We start from the raw sequence: 16,436 nt of genomic DNA on the forward strand, positions 1-16,436 counted from the left end.
CCTGACGCAAGGAACCCGACGATGAACCCGCTACTGCGCACCGCCCTGGCCACGACGCTGCTCACCCTGGCCTCCCCCGCCCTGGCCGGGCTGGCCTACGTCTCCAACGAGAAGGACAACAGCATCTCGGTGATCGATACCGAATCGCTGGAGGTCATCGAGACCATTCCGGTCGGCAAGCGCCCGCGCGGCATCCTGCTCTCCCAGGACCGCACCAAGCTCTATATCTGCGCCAGCGACGACGACACCGTGCAGATCATGGACCTGGCGACGCGCCGCATCGTCGATACCCTGCCCTCGGGCGAGGATCCCGAGCAGTTCGCCCTGCACCCCAACGACCGCTGGCTGTTCATCGCCAATGAGGACGACGCCATCGTCACCGTGGTCGACGTGCCGACCAAGGAGGTGCTGGCCCAGATCGACGTCGGCATCGAGCCCGAGGGCATGGCGGTCAGCCCCGATGGCCGCTGGGCGGTCAACACCAGCGAGACCACCAGCATGCTGCACTGGATCGACACCGAGGATTTCACGATCAAGAAGAACATGGTGGTCGGCCAGCGCCCCCGCCACGTGGAGTTCAGCGTCGACGGCAAGGTGGCCTGGGCCTCGGCCGAGATCGGCGGGACGGTCCACGTGATCGACGTGGAAGCGCTGGAAGAGATCGCCACGCTGGAGTTCGCCATCCGCGGCGTCAACCAGGACAAGGTGCAGCCGGTGGGGGTCGCGCTCACCTCCGACGGCCGCTACGCCTTCGTCGCGCTCGGCCCCGCCAACCACGTCGCGGTGGTCGATGCCCGGACCCATGAGGTGCTCGACTACCTGCTGGTGGGTCGGCGCGTCTGGCAGCTGGCCTTCAACGAGGACGAGAGCCTGCTCTTCACCACCAACGGCATCAGCGGGGACGTTTCGGTGATCGACGTCGAACAGCTGGCCGTGACCCGTTCCATCGAGGTCGGCCGCTACCCCTGGGGCGTGGTCGTCGCGCCATGAACGCCTCGGTCCAGGTCGTCCACGCGCCGATGCTCGAGGTCGACGACGTCGAGCACCGCTACGGCGTCCGCTGCGCCCTCGACGGGGTGAGCTTCGCCCTGGGGCGCGGCGGCTTCCACGCCCTGCTCGGCCCCAACGGCGCCGGCAAGAGCACCCTGATCGGGCTGATGACCGGCCTGCTGCGCAGCCAGGCCGGCGAGATCCGCATCGCCGGCCATTCGCTGCGCCACGAGCCGCGCCGGGTGCGGCGACAGCTGGGCGTGGTGTTCCAGCAGCCGACGCTGGATCTCGACCTCAGCGTACGCCAGAACCTGCTCTATCACGCCTCGCTGCACGGGCTGGGGTGGCGCCAGGCGCGCCAGCGCTGCGACCGCGAGCTGGCCCGCCAGGGGCTCGAGGCGCGCGCCGACGAGCGGGTGCGCCGGCTCAACGGCGGCCACCGCCGCCGGCTGGAGATCGCCCGGGCCCTGCTCCACGAGCCGGCGCTGCTGGTACTCGACGAGGCCAGCGTCGGGCTGGACGCCGCCAGCCGCCAGGCGCTCAACGAACACGTGCGCGCGCTGTGCCGTGAACGCGGCATGACGGTGCTGTGGACGACCCACCTGCTCGACGAGATCGCCCCTGAAGACAACGTCGTGATGCTGTGCGCCGGCAGCGTAGTCGCCGCCGGCCAGGCCGGCGCGCTGTGCCGGCGTACCGGGAGCCGCACCCTGCAGGATGCCTTCCGCCGGCTGACGGCACCACATGAGATCGCCGCAGAGGAGCGCCCCTGATGCTTGCCGCCTACTGGTACTGCTTCCTCGGTGTCGGCGGCCGCGAGTGGCGCCGCTTCGTGCAGCAGCGCACACGCTTCTTCAGTGCCCTGGTACGTCCACTGCTGTGGCTGGTGGTGTTTGCCGCCGGCTTCCGCGCCGTGCTGGGCATCTCGATCATGGAGCCCTACGGCACCTACATCGTCTACGAGGTCTACATCACCCCGGGGCTGTGCTGCATGATCCTGCTGTTCAACGGCATGCAGGGCTCGCTGTCGATGGTCTACGACCGCGAGATGGGCAGCATGAAGGTCCTCTTGATGAGCCCGCTGTCGCGCCCCTTCCTGCTGCTGTGCAAGGTATTGGCGATCTCGCTGGTGTCGCTGGTCCAGGTCTACGCCTTCCTCGCCATCGCCTGGTGGTACGGCATTCGCCCCCCGCTCGTCGGCCTGGCCACGGCGCTGCCGGCCTTGCTGCTGGTGGCGATGATGCTGGGCAGCCTGGGGCTGGTGCTGGCCAACGCCGTGCGCCAGCTGGAGAACTTCGCCGGGGTGATGAACTTCGTGATCTTCCCGCTGTTCTTCCTCTCCTCGGCGCTCTATCCGCTGTGGAAGATGCAGGAGGCCGGGCCCTGGCTCTACTGGCTGTGTGCCAACAACCCCTTCACCCACGGCGTCGAGCTGGTGCGCTTCGCCCTTTACGGTCGGCTCGCGCTCGAGCCCCTGCTGTGGTGTCTGGGGCTGACCGCACTGTTCGCCACCTTGGCGGTGCTCACCTTCAACCTGCAGCGCGGCCAGGGCGTCACCCCCGGGCGCCCGGCCAGCGCGGGGCGCTGACGATCATGCTCCCGTTGCGCTCGCTCGTGCTCGCGATCGTCCTGCTGCTGGCCTCCCCCACGCTGCTGGCGGAACCATCCCCCGAGATGCAGGCACGCATCCAGCAGCTCTTTCCCAAGGCCACCCGCATCGAGGACAAGCGCGGGGACACCTCGGTCTACCCGGTCTACCAGCTCGACGAGCTGCTGGGCTATGCCTACGAGTCGCGGGACATTCGCGATCTTCCCGGCTACTCGGGTCGCCCCATCGGCCTGTTGATCGGCCTGGACGTCGACGGCATCTTCACCGGGGTCCAGGTGCTCGACCACCATGAACCGGTGTTCCTGCATGGACTGGGCGAAGCGCCGCTGCAGGCCTTCGTCGGCCAGTACCGCGGGCGCTCCCTGACCGAGCACATCGTGGTCAGCAGCCGAAGGGCCGGCAGCGGGACCCCGGGCGGGACGGTCTATATCGACGGCGTCACCTCGGCGACCGTGTCGGTGATCATCATCAACGATACGGTACTGTCGTCGGCCATCGAGGTGGCGCGCAGCCAGTTGGAGGCCTTCGCCCAGAAGGCGGCCACGCGGCCCCGCCAGGCGCTCTACGAACCCCTGACCTGGCGGCAGATGGTCGACCGCGGCTACATCGGCCATTGGCGGATCTCCGTGGCCGAGGCCGAAGCCGCCCTGGGCGCCGCGCTGAGCCGCTACCCCGAGCTGCCGACGGCCGCCCCCGACGACGCCTTCCTCGACCTCTACTACGCCTACGTCAGCGCGCCGATGGTCGGTCGCAACCTGCTGGGCGACGAGGCCTTCTCGCGCCTGGCCGACGAACTCGCGGAAGGCCGGCAGATCCTGGCGGTCATGTCCAGTGGCCTCGTCGGTCATGTGGCGCAGGAGTTTCGCCCCCAGAGTGTCGCCGAGCGGCTGAGCCTGGAACAGGGCCCGCTGGCGGTGGCGCTGCGCGACATGGACCGCCTGCCGCCCGAGGCGCCCCTGCGGGCCGAGGGCATGCCGGCCTTCCGCCAGGCCCACCTGTTCGAGATGGGGGGGAGCGGCGGGTTCAACCCCGGCGCCGACGCCGACCTGGTGCTCGACCTGCCCCTGGCCAGGAACCCGCTGGTCGCGGATCGCGCCGAGTTTCGCACCGAACTGCACCTGCCCGACGAGCTCTTCGAGCCGGTAGCGGTCAGCGCTCCGCTGGCGCGCCCCACCCGGCCGGCCTGGGTGGGGGTGTGGCAGGAACGCTGGCTGCAGGTCACGCTGCTGATGGCCGGCCTCACCGTGCTGAGCGTCCTGTTCGCCGGCCAGCACCGCTTCAGCCGGTATCCGCGAGGGCTGCATCGCTTCCGCTGGGGGTTCCTCTTCTTCACGCTGCTCTTCATCGGCTTCTACGCCCAGGGCCAGCTCTCGGTGGTGAACGTCTTCACCCTGCTGCTGGCCCTCTACGACGGCTTCGAACTCGGCCCCTTTCTGCTTGACCCGGTGCTCTTCGTGCTCTGGAGCTTCACCTTCGCGACCCTGTTCCTATGGGGTCGCGGCCTGTTCTGCGGCTGGCTGTGCCCCTTCGGGGCGATGCAGGAGATGGCCTCCTGGCTCGGCAAGCGGCTGGGACTTCGCCAGCGCAAGGTTCCCGGCGCCTGGCACCGCCGCCTGGTCTACCTCAAGTACCTGATCCTGATCGTTCTCCTCGCCACCGCCTTCCACTCCCCCACCCTGGCCGAGCGGCTGGCGGAAGTGGAGCCCTTCAAGACCAGCCTGACGCTCTACTTCTGGCGCGCCTGGCCGTTCGTGGCCTACGCCGTCGGCCTGCTGCTGGCGGGGATGGTCGTGCACAAGGTCTTCTGCCGCTACCTCTGTCCGCTGGGGGCCGGCCTGGCGATCCTCGGCCGGTTCCGCCTGTTCAGCTGGCTGACGCGCATCGAGGCCTGCGGCCAGCCCTGCCAGCTCTGCCACCAGCGCTGCGAGATCAACGCCATTCGTCGCGATGGCAGTATCGACTACGACGAATGCATACAATGCCTGGAGTGCCTGGTGATCCTGCACGATGACGACCAGTGCGTGGACAAGCGGCTGCGACGCAAACGCCGGCAGCGCGACCGGATCACCGCAGTGAACGTGGCATGACGCCGCGCGCCTGACACGGCTCGCCCCCGCCAGCGGGTCATGGCCTGGCCGGCCCGGGCCACGCCCGGCGCAGCCGTCAGCACAGCTCCCTCAGCATGCCCAGGGCCACCCGCGGCCCCTCGTAGACCAGGGCATCGTGCACCTGGACCAGGGCCGCCCCCGCCTGCAGACGCGCCTCGGCATGCGCGGCGGTCGCGATGCCGCCCACCGAGACCAGCGACACACGCCCGGCGAGGCAGGCGTGCGCCTGCGCCACCTGGCGACAGGCGAGGCGCTGGCGCAGCGGGTCATGCCACGCCGCGTAGCGCTGTGGCGTTGCCGGCGGCCCGGCATCGCTGGCGAGAATCAGCCCATCGATACCCAGCACAGCGAGGTGCGCCACGATGGCGGGGAGCGGCGAATCGAGCGTGAGCCGCAGCTTGACGGCCAAGGGCAGGCAGCGACCGGCCTGTGCCGCCAGCCGATCGCGCCGCTCGACGAGCGCAGCCAGCAGGCTCTCCAACTCGCCTAGCCGTGGGGGCTGTGTCAGCGCGTGAGCCTGGGGACTCCCCAGGTTGATCACCGCATAGTCCGCCGCGTGCCAGGCGGCGGCGAGCCCGGCAAGATAGGCCGGGGCCGCCTGCGCCAGGTCGCAGCGCGGCGGCAGGCCCAGGTTGAAGCCGATGACGAGGCGCGAGGCCTGGGGCGGCCGCGGCCCGAGGCTGAGCGCACTCGCCTGCCGTGGCGTCAGCGAGCCGAGCTCGAGGCAACCGAACCCCAGGGCCTGGGCCCGCCATCCCAGCCGCCCCCAACGGTCGAAGCCGGCGGCAATCCCCAGCGGATTGGCAAATCCCAGCCCCATGGCGTGCACCGTTGCCGGCGCACGCCTCCCGTCCGACCGTGCCGGCGAGGCGAGCCAGTGGGCGGCCAGCTGCGCACGGGCGTAGGCGACGCCACGCCCCAGGCGCGGCGCTTGCCGCATCAAGGCGGTCATGAGGCATCGCGACACGCCGGCGCTGCCAGGCACGACGACTATCCGCAGCGCCTGCGCGACCGGCCATGGCGCGCGGCAAACGCCGCCATGAAGGCGATCAGCGCCTCGACCCCGGCTTCGGGCATGGCGTTGTAGAGGCTGGCACGCAGTCCGCCCACGGCGGCATGGCCCTGCAGGTTGAGCAGCCCCTGGCGGCGCGCCTGAGCGACGAACTCAGCAGTCAGCGACGGCACGGCGAGGTGGAAGCAGACATTCATGCGCGAGCGGTCGGCGACCCGCTGCGCACAGGCGTAGAAGTCGCTGGCGTCGATGAAGGCATAGAGCGCCTCGCTCTTGCGCCGGTTGCGCGCGGCCATCGCGCCCAGGCCGCCCTGCGAGCGCAGCCAGCGAAAGACCAGCCCGGCCAGGTAGATCGCCTGGGTCGGCGGCGTATTGAAGCGGTTGTCGCTGTCGACCTGGACGCGGTAGCTGAACGCGGTGGGGCACGCCGGCCAGGCCGCTCGCAACAGGTCATCGCGGATGATGACGAGGGTCAACCCGGCAGGGCCGATGTTCTTCTGGGCGCCGGCGTAGATCACGCCGAAGCGCTCGATGTCGAGCGGGCGGGAGAGGAAGTCGGAGGTCATGTCGGCGACCAGCGGTACGCCCCGCGTGTCGGGCAGGCGGTGGTAGGCCAGCCCGTCGGCGGTCTCGTTGCTGGTGATGTGGCAATACCCGGCCCCGGGGTCGAGACGCCAATGCCGGCGGCACGGCAGCCGGCGGTAGCCGTACCGGGCACCGCTGGCGGCCACGTTGACCGGCACGTAGCGCCGGGCCTCGGCGATCGCCTTGCGCGACCAGTGGCCGCTGTCGACGTAGTCCGCCCGGCCATCCGGCGGCAGCAGGTTCATCGGCAGCAGCGAGAACTGGGTCGAGGCCCCGCCCGGCAGGAACAGCACCCGGTAGTTCGGCGGCAGGCCGACCAGTTCGCGCAGGTCGCGCCGCGCCTGATCCGCGATGTCCTGGAACGCCTCCCCCGTGAACGGCATCTCGAGGATCGACATGCCGCTGCGGCGGCAGTCGAGCAGCTCCCGCTGGGCCTCCAGCAGCACCTCCTGCGGCATGACACCGGGGCCCGCGGCAAAGTTGTAGACCGCCGAGGCGTGCATCGCGGTGCGCCTAGAAGAGCTGCAGGCCGTGACCGCTGGCCAGCATCAGGAACAGCAGCGGTATCGACAGGATGGTATTGGTCCGTGACGACAGGAAGGTGATGCGCGAGCAGCGCACCCGCTCCTCCATCGGCGCGGGTACGAAGCCGAGCACCTTCTTCTGGTGCGGCCAGAGCACCAGCCACAGGTTGAGCAGCATCAGCGTGCCGATCCAGGCGCCCATGCCGATCACCGCCAGCGGCCCCTGCAGCAGCAGCGCGTCCGGCAGCCAGCCGCGCTGCCACAGCATGGCCATGCCGGACGCCCAGACCACGATCGAAGCGTAGCGAAAGGTGCCGTGCTCGCGCTGCATCCGCGCCTCGAGATCGGCGCTGCGCGACGGCTCGTCGCGCTGCCCGCCGAGCGGCATGAAGGTCGGTTGCTTCACGACGTTGGCGTAGTTGTGCCCGATCCAGACCAGGGCGAACAGCAGGTGCGACCAGCGCAGCAGCAGGTCGAGGAACGAGGCGATCATGGCGGACTCCTATTCCGTTGAGGCGTCACACAGGGACGCGAAGGGCCTAGACCAGCATGCGCAGCCAAAGATAGAGCACGGCCGTCAGGGCGATGCCGGCCGACAGAGTCCCGGCCAGCGAGTCATGGGGCAGCCTCATGCGCCTCTCCTCCCGGAGGCCAGGCCGCCCTGCCGGGCGATGAGTTCGCCCCGTCCACCCACTGCCTGCGACTGGGCGATGGCCTGCTGGATCACGCCATGATGCGGCGACTTGCTGCAGGCCGGGTCCGCGTTGGCGGCGTCGCCGGTGAGCAGCAGCGCCTGGCAGCGGCAGCCGCCGAAGTCGCGCTCGCGCTCGTCGCAGCTACGGCAGGGCTCCTTCATCCACTCGTCGCCCCGGTACTTGCGGAAGGTGGGCGATTCCCGCCACAGCCATTCGAGGCTGTGCTCGCGCACGGTCGGGAACGCTAGCGTCTCCAGGGTGCGCGCCTGCGAGCAGGGCAGCGCCGCCCCGTCCGGGGCGATGGTCAGGTGGATCGAGCCCCAGCCGTTCATGCACGCCTTGGGACGGCCTTCGTAGTAGTCGGGGATGACGAAGAAGATGGTCATCGAGCCCCCCAGCCGGCGGCGCGCCTTGGCGACCTCGGCCTCGGCCCAGGCCAGCTCCTCGCGAGTGGGCAGCAGGCGGTCGCGGTTGAGCAGCGCCCAGTTGTAGTACTGGACGTTGGCCAGCTCCAGGTACTCCATGCCCAGCGAGCTGGCCAGCTCGATGATCTCGGGAATCTGGGCGATGTTGTGGCGGGTGATCGGTACGTTGAGCACCATGGGAAAACCGTGGGCCTTTATCTCGCGCGCCATGGCCAGCTTGCGATCGAAGCTGTTCACCCCCGCGAGCCAGTTCGCCGTCTGCCGGTCGCTGGACTGAAAGCCCAATTGGATATGCTTGAGCCCCGCCTCCTTCAGCGCTGCCAGGCGGCGTGAGGTCAAGCCGATGCCCGAGGTGATCAGGTTGGTGTAGTAACCCAGGTCGTTGGCCTCGGCCACCAGCGCCTCCAGGTCCTTGCGCAGCGTCGGCTCGCCACCGGAGAAACCGATCTGCATCGCCCCCAGATCGCGGGCCTCACGCATCACCCGCTTCCACTCGGCGGTGCTCAGCTCCTCCTCGCCGTAGCGCTCGAAATCCACCGGATTGCTGCAGAAAACGCACTTGAGCGGGCAACGATAGGTGAGTTCCAGCAAGACCCAGATGGGCTTGCCCTCACCGTCGAGGCTCGGCACGGATCCAACCCTTGTCATGGGCCACCTCCAGAAACTTGACGACGCCCTCGGCAACGGTATCGCGCTTGGCGTCGTAGCATGTGGCGAGCGCATCGATCATCGCCGTCACGGTGGTATCGCCGTCGCAATGCGCGAGGATACGACCACCGGTCTCGTTCAGCTTGACGATGCCTTCGGGGTAAAGCAGGACGTGGGCATCCTGGGACGCTTCCCAGCGAAAGAGGAACGTCGGGTGGATCGAATAGCAAGCCGCCATGTCGATGCTCGATTGGTCAGTCATCGTCTCCTCCCCTGCCCTTTGCTCTTGCGGACCTGCCCGTTTCGTCTCAGAAAAGCGGGAGTGGCGCCTGCCATTCCCGCCCGGTCTCGATCAGCGAACGTAGACGTAGGCCGTCACTTCGAAGCCCAGACGCAAGTCGCAGAATGCCGGATCAACCCATTGCATGGCGCACCTCCCATGATGCGATTCGTTGTCTGCAACGACAGTGTTGCCTTATCGAGGCTAGGCGGGTCGCCGCGCCCCTGGAATGGCACTTTGGCCGCGTCCCGTTACTCCTTTCGTACTGATTTTGAACTAGTTTTTGTGAAATCACGGCGCTACGCAGGGTAATTGACCCCACTCAAGGAAGCTTGGCTTGGCACTTGCCTGCCGGCGTTTTCGGGCGGCAACGGCGCACGCACGGGGGGCAGCGAGGGGGAACCGTCACCCGGCGGCACGCGGGTCAGAGGGGGTCGGCCAGGCGCGACAGGGTCTGCACCACCGCGGCCCGATCGCTGTCCTGCGCGAGCCGCTCGTCCCAGCGCAGCTGCGCCGGCCGACCGTCGAGATACCAGACCCGGTTGGCCAGGCGCGCCGCATCCTGCGCGTCGTGGGTCACGCAGATCATCGCCATCTGCGGGTGCTGCTCCAGCAGCGCGCCGAGACATGCGCGCAGCGCCTGCGCCCGGCGCGAATCGAGCGAGGCGAAGGGCTCGTCGAGCAGCAGCAGGTCGGGCTCGACGGCCAGGCAGCGTGCCAGCGCCGCCCGGCGCGCCATGCCCAGCGACAGCTGGTCGGGCAGGTCGTCGCCGTGGCCGGCCAGGTCGACCCGGGCCAGCAGCGTGTCGACGTCCTCCGGGGCGGCGCCGACCAGGAGCAGGTTCTGACGCAGCGTGCGCCACGGCAGCAGTCGGTGCTCCTGGAACAGGTAGCCGATTCGCAGCGCGGCCTCGCGCGTCACGCCGCCACCCGAGGAGGGAGCATCCAGGCCGGCGATGAGGTTGAGCAACGTGGTCTTGCCGCTGCCCGAGGGACCCAGCAGGCAGATGCGGTCACCCGCGGCGACACGCAGGGAGAGACGGCCGAGAATCGTCCGAGGCGTGCCGTGGCGGGTGACGTCCAGCTCAAGCATGGCGCGCTCCCCCGACCCGGCGCCAGCGCGTGGCGCGGCGCTCCAGCGGGCGCAGCACGCCGCGTTCGGCCAGCTGCACCACGGTGATGAAGGCCAGGCTGTAGGCCAGGAGGGTGGCCACGTCGAAGAGCTGGAAGGCCATGTGCAGCTGGAAGCCGACCCCGTCGGAGCGCCCCAGCAGCTCGACCACCAGCACGATCTTCCACACCAGCGCCAGGCCGCTGCGGGCCGCTGCCATCAGGTAGGGGGCCAGCTGCGGCAGCCACACGTGAACCAGGCGCCTGGCGCGGCCGAAACGGTAGACGTCGGCCATCTGCTCGAGGCGCTCGTCGAGGCTGCGTGCGCCCTCGCGCACCGTGACCGCCACGTTGGGTACCTTGTTGATCACCACCGCCAGCACCGCAGCGGCCTCGACCAGGCCGAACCACACATAGAGCAGGATGATGGTGACCAGGGCGGGCAGGTTGAGCAGCGCCACCAGCAGCGGGTCGAGCAGATCGTCGACGAGCCGACTGCGCCCCATCCAGACCCCCAGCAGCGTGCCCAGGGCCATCGCCAGCAGGAAGCTGATCGCCACCCGGCGCAGCGTTACCGCCAGGTGATGCCAGAGTTCGCCCGCCTGCTGCGCCTGCCACAGCGTCTCGAACACCACCCCCGGTGTGGGCAGCAGCGCGCTGTCCAGCAGGCCGGCGACCAGCCACCAGACGAGCAGCAGCGCCGGCAGGCCGACCCAGCCGGCCAGGGCGCGCACGCTCACGGCGGCTCCGTTCGAGCCGCGTGGCGGTAGAAGAGCCGGGGCGGCAACAGGCGCTCGGCATCGGCGCCGGCCAGCCGCAGCAGCGCCTGGAGGTCGGCGATGCGCCGCTCGTCGAGCGGCGCGGGCACGCCGCCGAGGAAGCCTTGGCGAAACGCCTCGAACTCGGCGTCGCTTGCCACGCGCATCAGCGGTCGCAGCGCGTCCCAGTGGGACTGGCTGCCTGCCAGCGAGCGCTTGGTCGCGTCCAGCGCGGCGGCGAAGCGATCCAGCAGCGCGCGGTTCTCGCGGGCCCAGCCCTCGTGGAACACGTAGCCCAGCACCGGCAGGTCGCGCTCGAGCGCCAGGGCGTCGAGCAGGTCCGCCATCTGCAGCAGCCGGCGCCCCTCGCCCGCCGCCTCGAGCCGTGCGGCGAAGTGCCAGTAGGTCACCAGCGCATCGATCCGGCCGCGGCGCAGCGCCTCGCTGAGCAGCGGCGGCGCGGCGTACTGCACCTCGGCCTCGCGCTCCAGGTCGAGGCCGCGCTCGGCCGCGACCCGGCGCAGCAGGATCCAGCCCTTGCTGTCGGGCCCGCCGGCCACGCCGATGCGCTTGCCGCGCAGGTCGTCGAGCGAGGCGATATCGGCATCCGGGGCCACCATGATGTCGCCGATCTGTGCGGAGAACGGCAGGAACAGATAGGGTTCGCCCTGTTCGAAGCGCGCCTGGACCCACAGCAGGTCGGCCACGGCGCCGGCCACCTCGCCGCTGGCCAGCGCGATGCGCGACGCCGGCAGGTGCGGCACCAGGCGTACCTCGAGCGCGAATCCCGCCTGGCGATCCAGCCCCAGGCGGCGCATGTGCTCCAGCTCCCAGTGGGCGGTGCCCGACTGCAGCACGCTGAGCCGCAGCGGGGGCGGCTCCCCGGCGTGCGCGAGCGGCAGGCACAGGCCCAGCCCGAGCCCGAACACGAGCAAGATGCGACTGAGGGCATGGCACAGCGCGAGTGGCCATGAGGCGTGAGTGCGTATCGTCATGCCTGCACGATACGAAGGGCGCGGCGGCCTCAGAATAGTACCTTGGTACCTGCCACGTTGAGACAATGGTGGCATTCCCTGCGGCGTGATACCTATCGTTCAATGAACGCAACATGACCCGTCGAGGTGCATCCCTGGCATTCGGATCCGAGAATGACGGACCGTGACGAGCGGCCTGGCGCCTGTATACCATTACAACGACAACCTTCGGGGCCTGCCCATGTACAAGCTGCTGATCGCCGACGATCACCCTCTCTTCCGCGAAGCCATCTGTCGCGTGGTCCGCGACGGCTTCGAGCATGCCGAGGTCCTCGAAACCGAGGATCTCGAATCGACCCTGGCCCTGGCGCAGCAGCACGAGGACATCGACCTGATCCTGCTGGACCTCAACATGCCGGGCGTGCACGGCCTCTCCGGGCTGATCCAGCTGCGCAACGAGGCGCCGACCATCCCGGTGGTGATCATCTCGGCGGAACAGGAGAAGCAGGTGATCCTGCAGGCGGTCACCTACGGCGCGGTCGGGTTCATCACCAAGTCGTCACCGCGCGAGCAGATGACCCAGGCCATCGCCCAGATCCTGGAGGGAAACATCTACCTGCCCTCGGACATCATCCGCGCCAGCGGCGGCTCAGCGCGCACCAGCCGCGGCGAGCCGACGGTGACCGCACGCCAGCTGGAGACCCTGACGCGCAAGCAGCTGCAGGTGCTCGAGCACATGACCCGGGGCGAGTCCAACAAGATGATCGCCTACCACCTGGAGATCGCCGAGACCACGGTCAAGGCGCATGTCTCAGCGATCCTGCGCAAGCTCGGCGTGAACAACCGGGTCCAGGCCATCCTGTCGGCCAGCGACATCGACTTCAGCGTCTTTCACAAGCGTGCTCCGCGACTAGACGACTGAGCGCCACGCGCAGCTTGAGCGGCTTGACCGGCTTGTGCAGCAGGGCGTAGCCGAGCTCGCGCATGCGCTGCTTGAGCTCGTGGCTGTGGTTGGCGGTGATCGCCATGACCGGCAGCGGCTCGCGGCGCCGGGCGTTGATGCGTTCGGCCAGCGCCAGGCCGGTGTCGCCGTCGTCGAGGTGATAGTCGACGATCAGCACGTCGGCGGGCGTCTCGCCCGGCACCACCTGGGCCGCCAGGGCGGCCTCGCTGTCGGCCACCCACACCTCACAGCCCCAGCGCGACAGCAGCACGCGCATCGCCTCACAGATATCGGCGTCGTTGTCGACCACCCAGATGCGCTTGCCCATCAGCACCGTCTCGTCGGCGATCGTGGTCGCCACCACCACGGCGGGGCGACGGCGTGGCGCCAGCTCCGCGTACGGCAGCAGCACGCGGAAGCACGAACCGCGACCGGCCACCGAGGCCACCCCCAGCGGATGGTCGAGCATGCGCGAGATCTTGTCGGCGATCGCCAGGCCCAGCCCCAGGCCGCGGTCCTGGCGTCGGCCGGCGGCGTGGGAGCGGCGGAACTCCTGGAAGATCGCCCCCAGTTCCTCGCTCTCGATGCCCATGCCGGTATCGCCCACCACGATCTCGAGCCCCGTCGCGCGGCGCCGGCAGCCGAGCAGGATGCGCCCCTCGCGGGTATAGCGAATGGCATTGGAGAGAAAGTTGCGCAGCACCCGCGTCAACAGCTGGATGTCGCTGCGCACCACGGCGCTGCTCGGCACGTAGTGAAATGCGAGCCCCTCGCTGGCCGCCACCTGGCGGTACTCCCGGGCCAGCCCGTCGAGCAGCTCCGCTACCGCGAAGGCATCCGGGTCGGGGGTCACCACCCCCGCGTCGAGCTTGGAGATGTCCACCAGGGTACCGAGCAGGCTCTCGACGTCCTTGAGCGAGCGTCCGGCCTGCTCGATCAGCTCGTGGTGTTCGGGCGCCACGTCCTGCTCGCTCAGCGCGCCGATGAACAGTCGGGCGGCGTTGAGCGGCTGCAGCAGGTCGTGGCTGACCGCGGCGAGGAACTTGGTCTTCGACAGGTTGGCCGCCTCGGCTTCCGCCTTGGCCTCGCGCAGGCGCTGCTCGATCGCGGCGCGTTCGGCGATCTCCTCGCGCAGCTGGCCGTTGACCTGTGTCAGCTCGACGGTACGCTCACGCACACGCTGCTCCAGGTTCTGGTAGGCCTGGTGCAGCGCCTCGGCAGTGCGTCGCCGCTCGGTGATGTCGCGGATCAGCACGAACAGCCCGATCACCTCGCCGTCGCCGTCGAAATGGGGCACGTAGGCGCGCAGCAGCACCCGCCGCTCGCCGCTGCCGCTGACTTCGGGGAACTCGAAGGAGACGCTCTCGCCGGCCAGCGCTCGGGTCAGGTAGGGGCGCAGCTGGGCGCAGTGTTCGGCGCTGTGCAGAGCCTCGAGCTCACCGCCCAGCAGCAGATCTCGCGGCCAGCCGTACCACTCCTCGTAGACGCGGTTGGTGAACACGTAGCGCAGGTCGCGGTCGAGATAGGCGATCATCGCCGGCAGCTCGTCGGTGATGGTGCGAATCCAGTGCTCACGCTCGCGCAGCGTCTCGGCATGGCGAATGCGCTCGGTAACGTCGGTAAAGGTCAGCACCTGGCCGCCGCCGGGCATCGCATGGCCACGCACCTCCACCACGCGACCGTCGGCGAGATGCCGCTCGCAGGCCTGCGTCACGCCGTGGGCGTCGCCCGCCTCGATCAGCTCGCTGCGGTGGCACAGCGCCGCCAGATCATGCGGCACCGCCAGCGCCGCCAGCCCGGTCAGCTCGCGGAACCGCTGGTTGCACATCTCCAGCATGCCGCTGTCGGCGACCACGGCCACGCCCTGCGACAGGCTGTCCATGGTGGCCTGCAGCAGCCGGGTCTTCTGCGCCAGGGCATGCTCGCGCTGGGCGTGCTCGTGGCGCTTGAGCTCGGTGATGTCGACGTAGAGGAAGACGCGCCCCCCGCCGCGAGTCGGGCGCTGATGCACCTGCACCCAGCGGTCGTTGTGCAGCCGGTAGATCGTACGCCGGTCGCGATGGCCGAGCTGCTCGCTGACCACCAGCCCCGAACTCAGTGCCAGGCGCCGCAGGTCCTCGAGCTGCATGCCCTGGCGGATACGGATGCCGGCCGGACGCCAGAATTCGGCGAAGCGGCTGTTGTAGCGCAGGATGCGCTGATCGGCATCGAACAGCACGAAGGCGTCGGTGATGCTCTCGATGGCATCGGCCAGGTACTGGCCGGCGGCTTCCGCCCGCTCACGCGCCTCGGCCAGCAGCCGGTTGCTGGCACGCAGCTCGTGGGTGGTCTGGTTGAGCGCCTGGGTGCGCTCGCGCACCTGCTCGGCGAGCAGCACGGCGTGTTCGAAGGCGGCGTAGGGTGCACTGCGCGGCAGGTTGCTGGCCTCGACGCGCTCGATCAGCGCCGCGTTGATGCGCTTGAGCTTGGCGATCTCGCGTTCGAGCTCCCGCTCGCGCTCAACGGACGCCATGGCCCCGTCGCAGCTGGCCGATGACGACACCGGTGAAGGTCTGGTTGAGGTGCATGCCATTGCACTGCTCTCCGTAGGTGTTGAATCCCACCACGCGCTGCTCGCGCAGCAGCGCCGAGGCGGCCTCGCCGATGCCGTCGGCCTCGATCTCCAGGCGGCGCAGGAAGCAGTCGCAGCCGATCACCAGCCGCGGCGGCCCCAGGCGCTCACGGATGTCGTCGAGCGCGGCGCGCAGGTCGTCGAGAATGGGCGCGGCGCGCATGGCCGTCAGTACGATGCCGTTCTCCACGGCGCAGTAGAAGCTCAGGCTGAGGTCCTCGTTGACCCGTTGGATCGAACGCACGTAGGCATGGTCGTGCAGGCGTACCGCCAGCGGGTGGCGGGCGAAGACCACCTCGTCGAGCTCGTCGACCCGACACCCCACCAGTCGCGCATACTCCTCGGCGGCCGGCTCGGCGTTGAGCTCGATCACGCGCCGATGCTCGCGGTCGGCGGCAGTGACCACCAGCTTGTCGTCGAGCGGACGCAGGTGGTGGGTGGTGAACACCTCGAAGTCGAGCGGGGTGTTGATCATCACCACCACCGCGGCGGCGGTGCGAAAGCGCCCGTTGCCGTAGACGTGGGTGCCGGCCAGGCGGTTGTCATCGCCGGCGCTGCCGCCGAAGTGCGGGATGCTGCCGAGCGCCGCGTTGAGCGTTGCCAGCACGCGCTCTTCGCTGGCCGACAGGCCATCGAGCAGGGTCAGGGCGAAGGTATGGCCCTTGATCGGGGCGATGCCCGCCTGTCGGCAACGATCGAGGAGCCCATCGGTGAGCTGCTGCGCGGCGAGCAGCGAGACCTGCTCCAGGTCGTCGAGCACCGCATGGTCGAGGGCGAAGTCGCGCTGGTCGAAGCCGATGGCGGTGATGCCGCCGCGGCTGTAGCCGGCATCGGTGATCTCGCCGGCGGTGGTGCAGCCGCACAGGGTCACGCCGCCGAAATGCTGCTCCAGGGCTTGGCCGAGCGCCTCGAGGTCGTACTCCGCCGAGCAGAAGAACAGCACGCCGCCGAGACAGGGGTGAAGCAGCCGGCTCGCCAGGTCCTGGGCGGCCATGTCGGGGTCGCGAGAACCGCTGTGGGCGACCAGCACTGCCGCGTGGCGGTCCGGGCTGGTGACGTAGGACGTGGGGAGTTCGATATCCATGGGGCGCTCGCAGTGAATGGCTCCTCAAGTATAGGAAGCGCCCGGGGGCGGGGATATGCCACTTGGGTGGCGTCCTTGGC

General features: G+C 69.4%; 16 protein-coding genes. 5 read left to right on the forward strand and 11 right to left on the reverse strand.

Features of this window, described 5'->3' with window-relative positions:
* Window positions 1-21 precede the first annotated feature (21 nt).
* Genes HNO51_RS15970 through HNO51_RS15985 form a run of 4 tightly spaced genes read left to right on the forward strand, consistent with a single transcriptional unit; the run spans window position 22 to window position 4,686 of the window.
* Window positions 22-990 carry a YVTN family beta-propeller repeat protein gene (locus tag HNO51_RS15970; RefSeq protein ID WP_209537847.1) on the forward strand — a complete coding sequence of 323 codons (969 nt, stop codon included), beginning with the start codon at window positions 22-24 and terminating at the stop codon, window positions 988-990.
* Entirely contained in the window at window positions 987-1,763 is a 777-nt protein-coding gene (locus tag HNO51_RS15975) for an ABC transporter ATP-binding protein (protein ID WP_242597135.1), read from the forward strand. Before HNO51_RS15970 ends, HNO51_RS15975 begins: the two co-directional genes overlap by 4 nt.
* On the forward strand, window positions 1,763-2,578 hold the full coding sequence (locus tag HNO51_RS15980; RefSeq protein WP_209537848.1) for an ABC transporter permease: 816 nt from the start codon (window positions 1,763-1,765) through the stop codon (window positions 2,576-2,578). Before HNO51_RS15975 ends, HNO51_RS15980 begins: the two co-directional genes overlap by 1 nt.
* Before the next feature lie 5 nt (window positions 2,579-2,583).
* The gene (locus HNO51_RS15985) at window positions 2,584-4,686 is read left to right on the forward strand and encodes a 4Fe-4S binding protein (protein ID WP_209537849.1); all 2,103 of its coding nucleotides are present in this window, start codon (window positions 2,584-2,586) and stop codon (window positions 4,684-4,686) included.
* 76 nt (window positions 4,687-4,762) lie between these two features.
* Here HNO51_RS15985 and HNO51_RS15990 read toward each other — a convergent pair whose 3' ends face one another.
* The 9 genes from HNO51_RS15990 to HNO51_RS16030 all read right to left on the reverse strand — a co-directional run bounded on the left by HNO51_RS15990 (window position 4,763) and on the right by HNO51_RS16030 (window position 11,739).
* Window positions 4,763-5,659 (reverse strand): beta/alpha barrel domain-containing protein, encoded by an 897-nt coding sequence (locus tag HNO51_RS15990; RefSeq protein ID WP_209537850.1) that lies wholly within the window; start codon window positions 5,657-5,659, stop codon window positions 4,763-4,765.
* 38 nt (window positions 5,660-5,697) lie between these two features.
* On the reverse strand, window positions 5,698-6,807 hold the full coding sequence (gene serC, locus HNO51_RS15995; RefSeq protein WP_209537851.1) for a 3-phosphoserine/phosphohydroxythreonine transaminase: 1,110 nt from the start codon (window positions 6,805-6,807) through the stop codon (window positions 5,698-5,700).
* Window positions 6,808-6,817: 10 nt separating this feature from the next.
* On the reverse strand, window positions 6,818-7,321 hold the full coding sequence (locus tag HNO51_RS16000; RefSeq protein WP_197448239.1) for a urate hydroxylase PuuD: 504 nt from the start codon (window positions 7,319-7,321) through the stop codon (window positions 6,818-6,820).
* A 135-nt stretch (window positions 7,322-7,456) separates the two neighbouring features.
* Window positions 7,457-8,596 (reverse strand): pyrroloquinoline quinone biosynthesis protein PqqE, encoded by a 1,140-nt coding sequence (gene pqqE, locus HNO51_RS16005; protein ID WP_209537852.1) that lies wholly within the window; start codon window positions 8,594-8,596, stop codon window positions 7,457-7,459.
* Window positions 8,559-8,858, reverse strand: coding sequence for a pyrroloquinoline quinone biosynthesis peptide chaperone PqqD (gene pqqD / locus HNO51_RS16010; RefSeq protein ID WP_197448241.1), 300 nt, complete (start codon window positions 8,856-8,858; stop codon window positions 8,559-8,561). Before pqqD ends, pqqE begins: the two co-directional genes overlap by 38 nt.
* A 90-nt stretch (window positions 8,859-8,948) precedes the next feature.
* Window positions 8,949-9,023 carry a pyrroloquinoline quinone precursor peptide PqqA gene (pqqA, locus tag HNO51_RS21295; protein WP_114477445.1) on the reverse strand — a complete coding sequence of 25 codons (75 nt, stop codon included), beginning with the start codon at window positions 9,021-9,023 and terminating at the stop codon, window positions 8,949-8,951.
* Window positions 9,024-9,300: 277 nt separating this feature from the next.
* Window positions 9,301-9,969, reverse strand: a complete 669-nt coding sequence (locus HNO51_RS16020; RefSeq protein ID WP_197448242.1) for an ABC transporter ATP-binding protein — start codon at window positions 9,967-9,969, stop codon at window positions 9,301-9,303.
* Window positions 9,962-10,726: an ABC transporter permease gene (locus HNO51_RS16025; RefSeq protein WP_209537853.1), complete on the reverse strand. Its 765-nt coding sequence runs from the start codon at window positions 10,724-10,726 to the stop codon at window positions 9,962-9,964. Before HNO51_RS16025 ends, HNO51_RS16020 begins: the two co-directional genes overlap by 8 nt.
* Window positions 10,723-11,739 (reverse strand): ABC transporter substrate-binding protein, encoded by a 1,017-nt coding sequence (locus HNO51_RS16030; protein WP_209537854.1) that lies wholly within the window; start codon window positions 11,737-11,739, stop codon window positions 10,723-10,725. The genes HNO51_RS16025 and HNO51_RS16030 overlap by 4 nt, the downstream gene beginning before the upstream one ends.
* Window positions 11,740-11,959: 220 nt before the next feature.
* Here HNO51_RS16030 and HNO51_RS16035 point away from each other — a divergent pair, with 220 nt between their 5' ends.
* Entirely contained in the window at window positions 11,960-12,640 is a 681-nt protein-coding gene (locus tag HNO51_RS16035; RefSeq protein ID WP_209537855.1) for a response regulator, read from the forward strand.
* Here HNO51_RS16035 and HNO51_RS16040 read toward each other — a convergent pair.
* Together HNO51_RS16040 and nosP are read right to left on the reverse strand one after the other, a co-directional pair.
* The gene (locus HNO51_RS16040; RefSeq protein WP_209537856.1) at window positions 12,600-15,173 is read right to left on the reverse strand and encodes a hybrid sensor histidine kinase/response regulator; all 2,574 of its coding nucleotides are present in this window, start codon (window positions 15,171-15,173) and stop codon (window positions 12,600-12,602) included. The genes HNO51_RS16035 and HNO51_RS16040 overlap by 41 nt on opposite strands.
* The gene (nosP, locus tag HNO51_RS16045; RefSeq protein ID WP_209537857.1) at window positions 15,160-16,356 is read right to left on the reverse strand and encodes a nitric oxide-sensing protein NosP; all 1,197 of its coding nucleotides are present in this window, start codon (window positions 16,354-16,356) and stop codon (window positions 15,160-15,162) included. Before nosP ends, HNO51_RS16040 begins: the two co-directional genes overlap by 14 nt.
* Between the last annotated feature and the right edge of the window lie 80 nt (window positions 16,357-16,436).

It is taken from the genome of Billgrantia sulfidoxydans (assembly GCF_017868775.1).
Classification (GTDB): Bacteria; Pseudomonadota; Gammaproteobacteria; order Pseudomonadales; family Halomonadaceae; genus Halomonas; species Halomonas sulfidoxydans.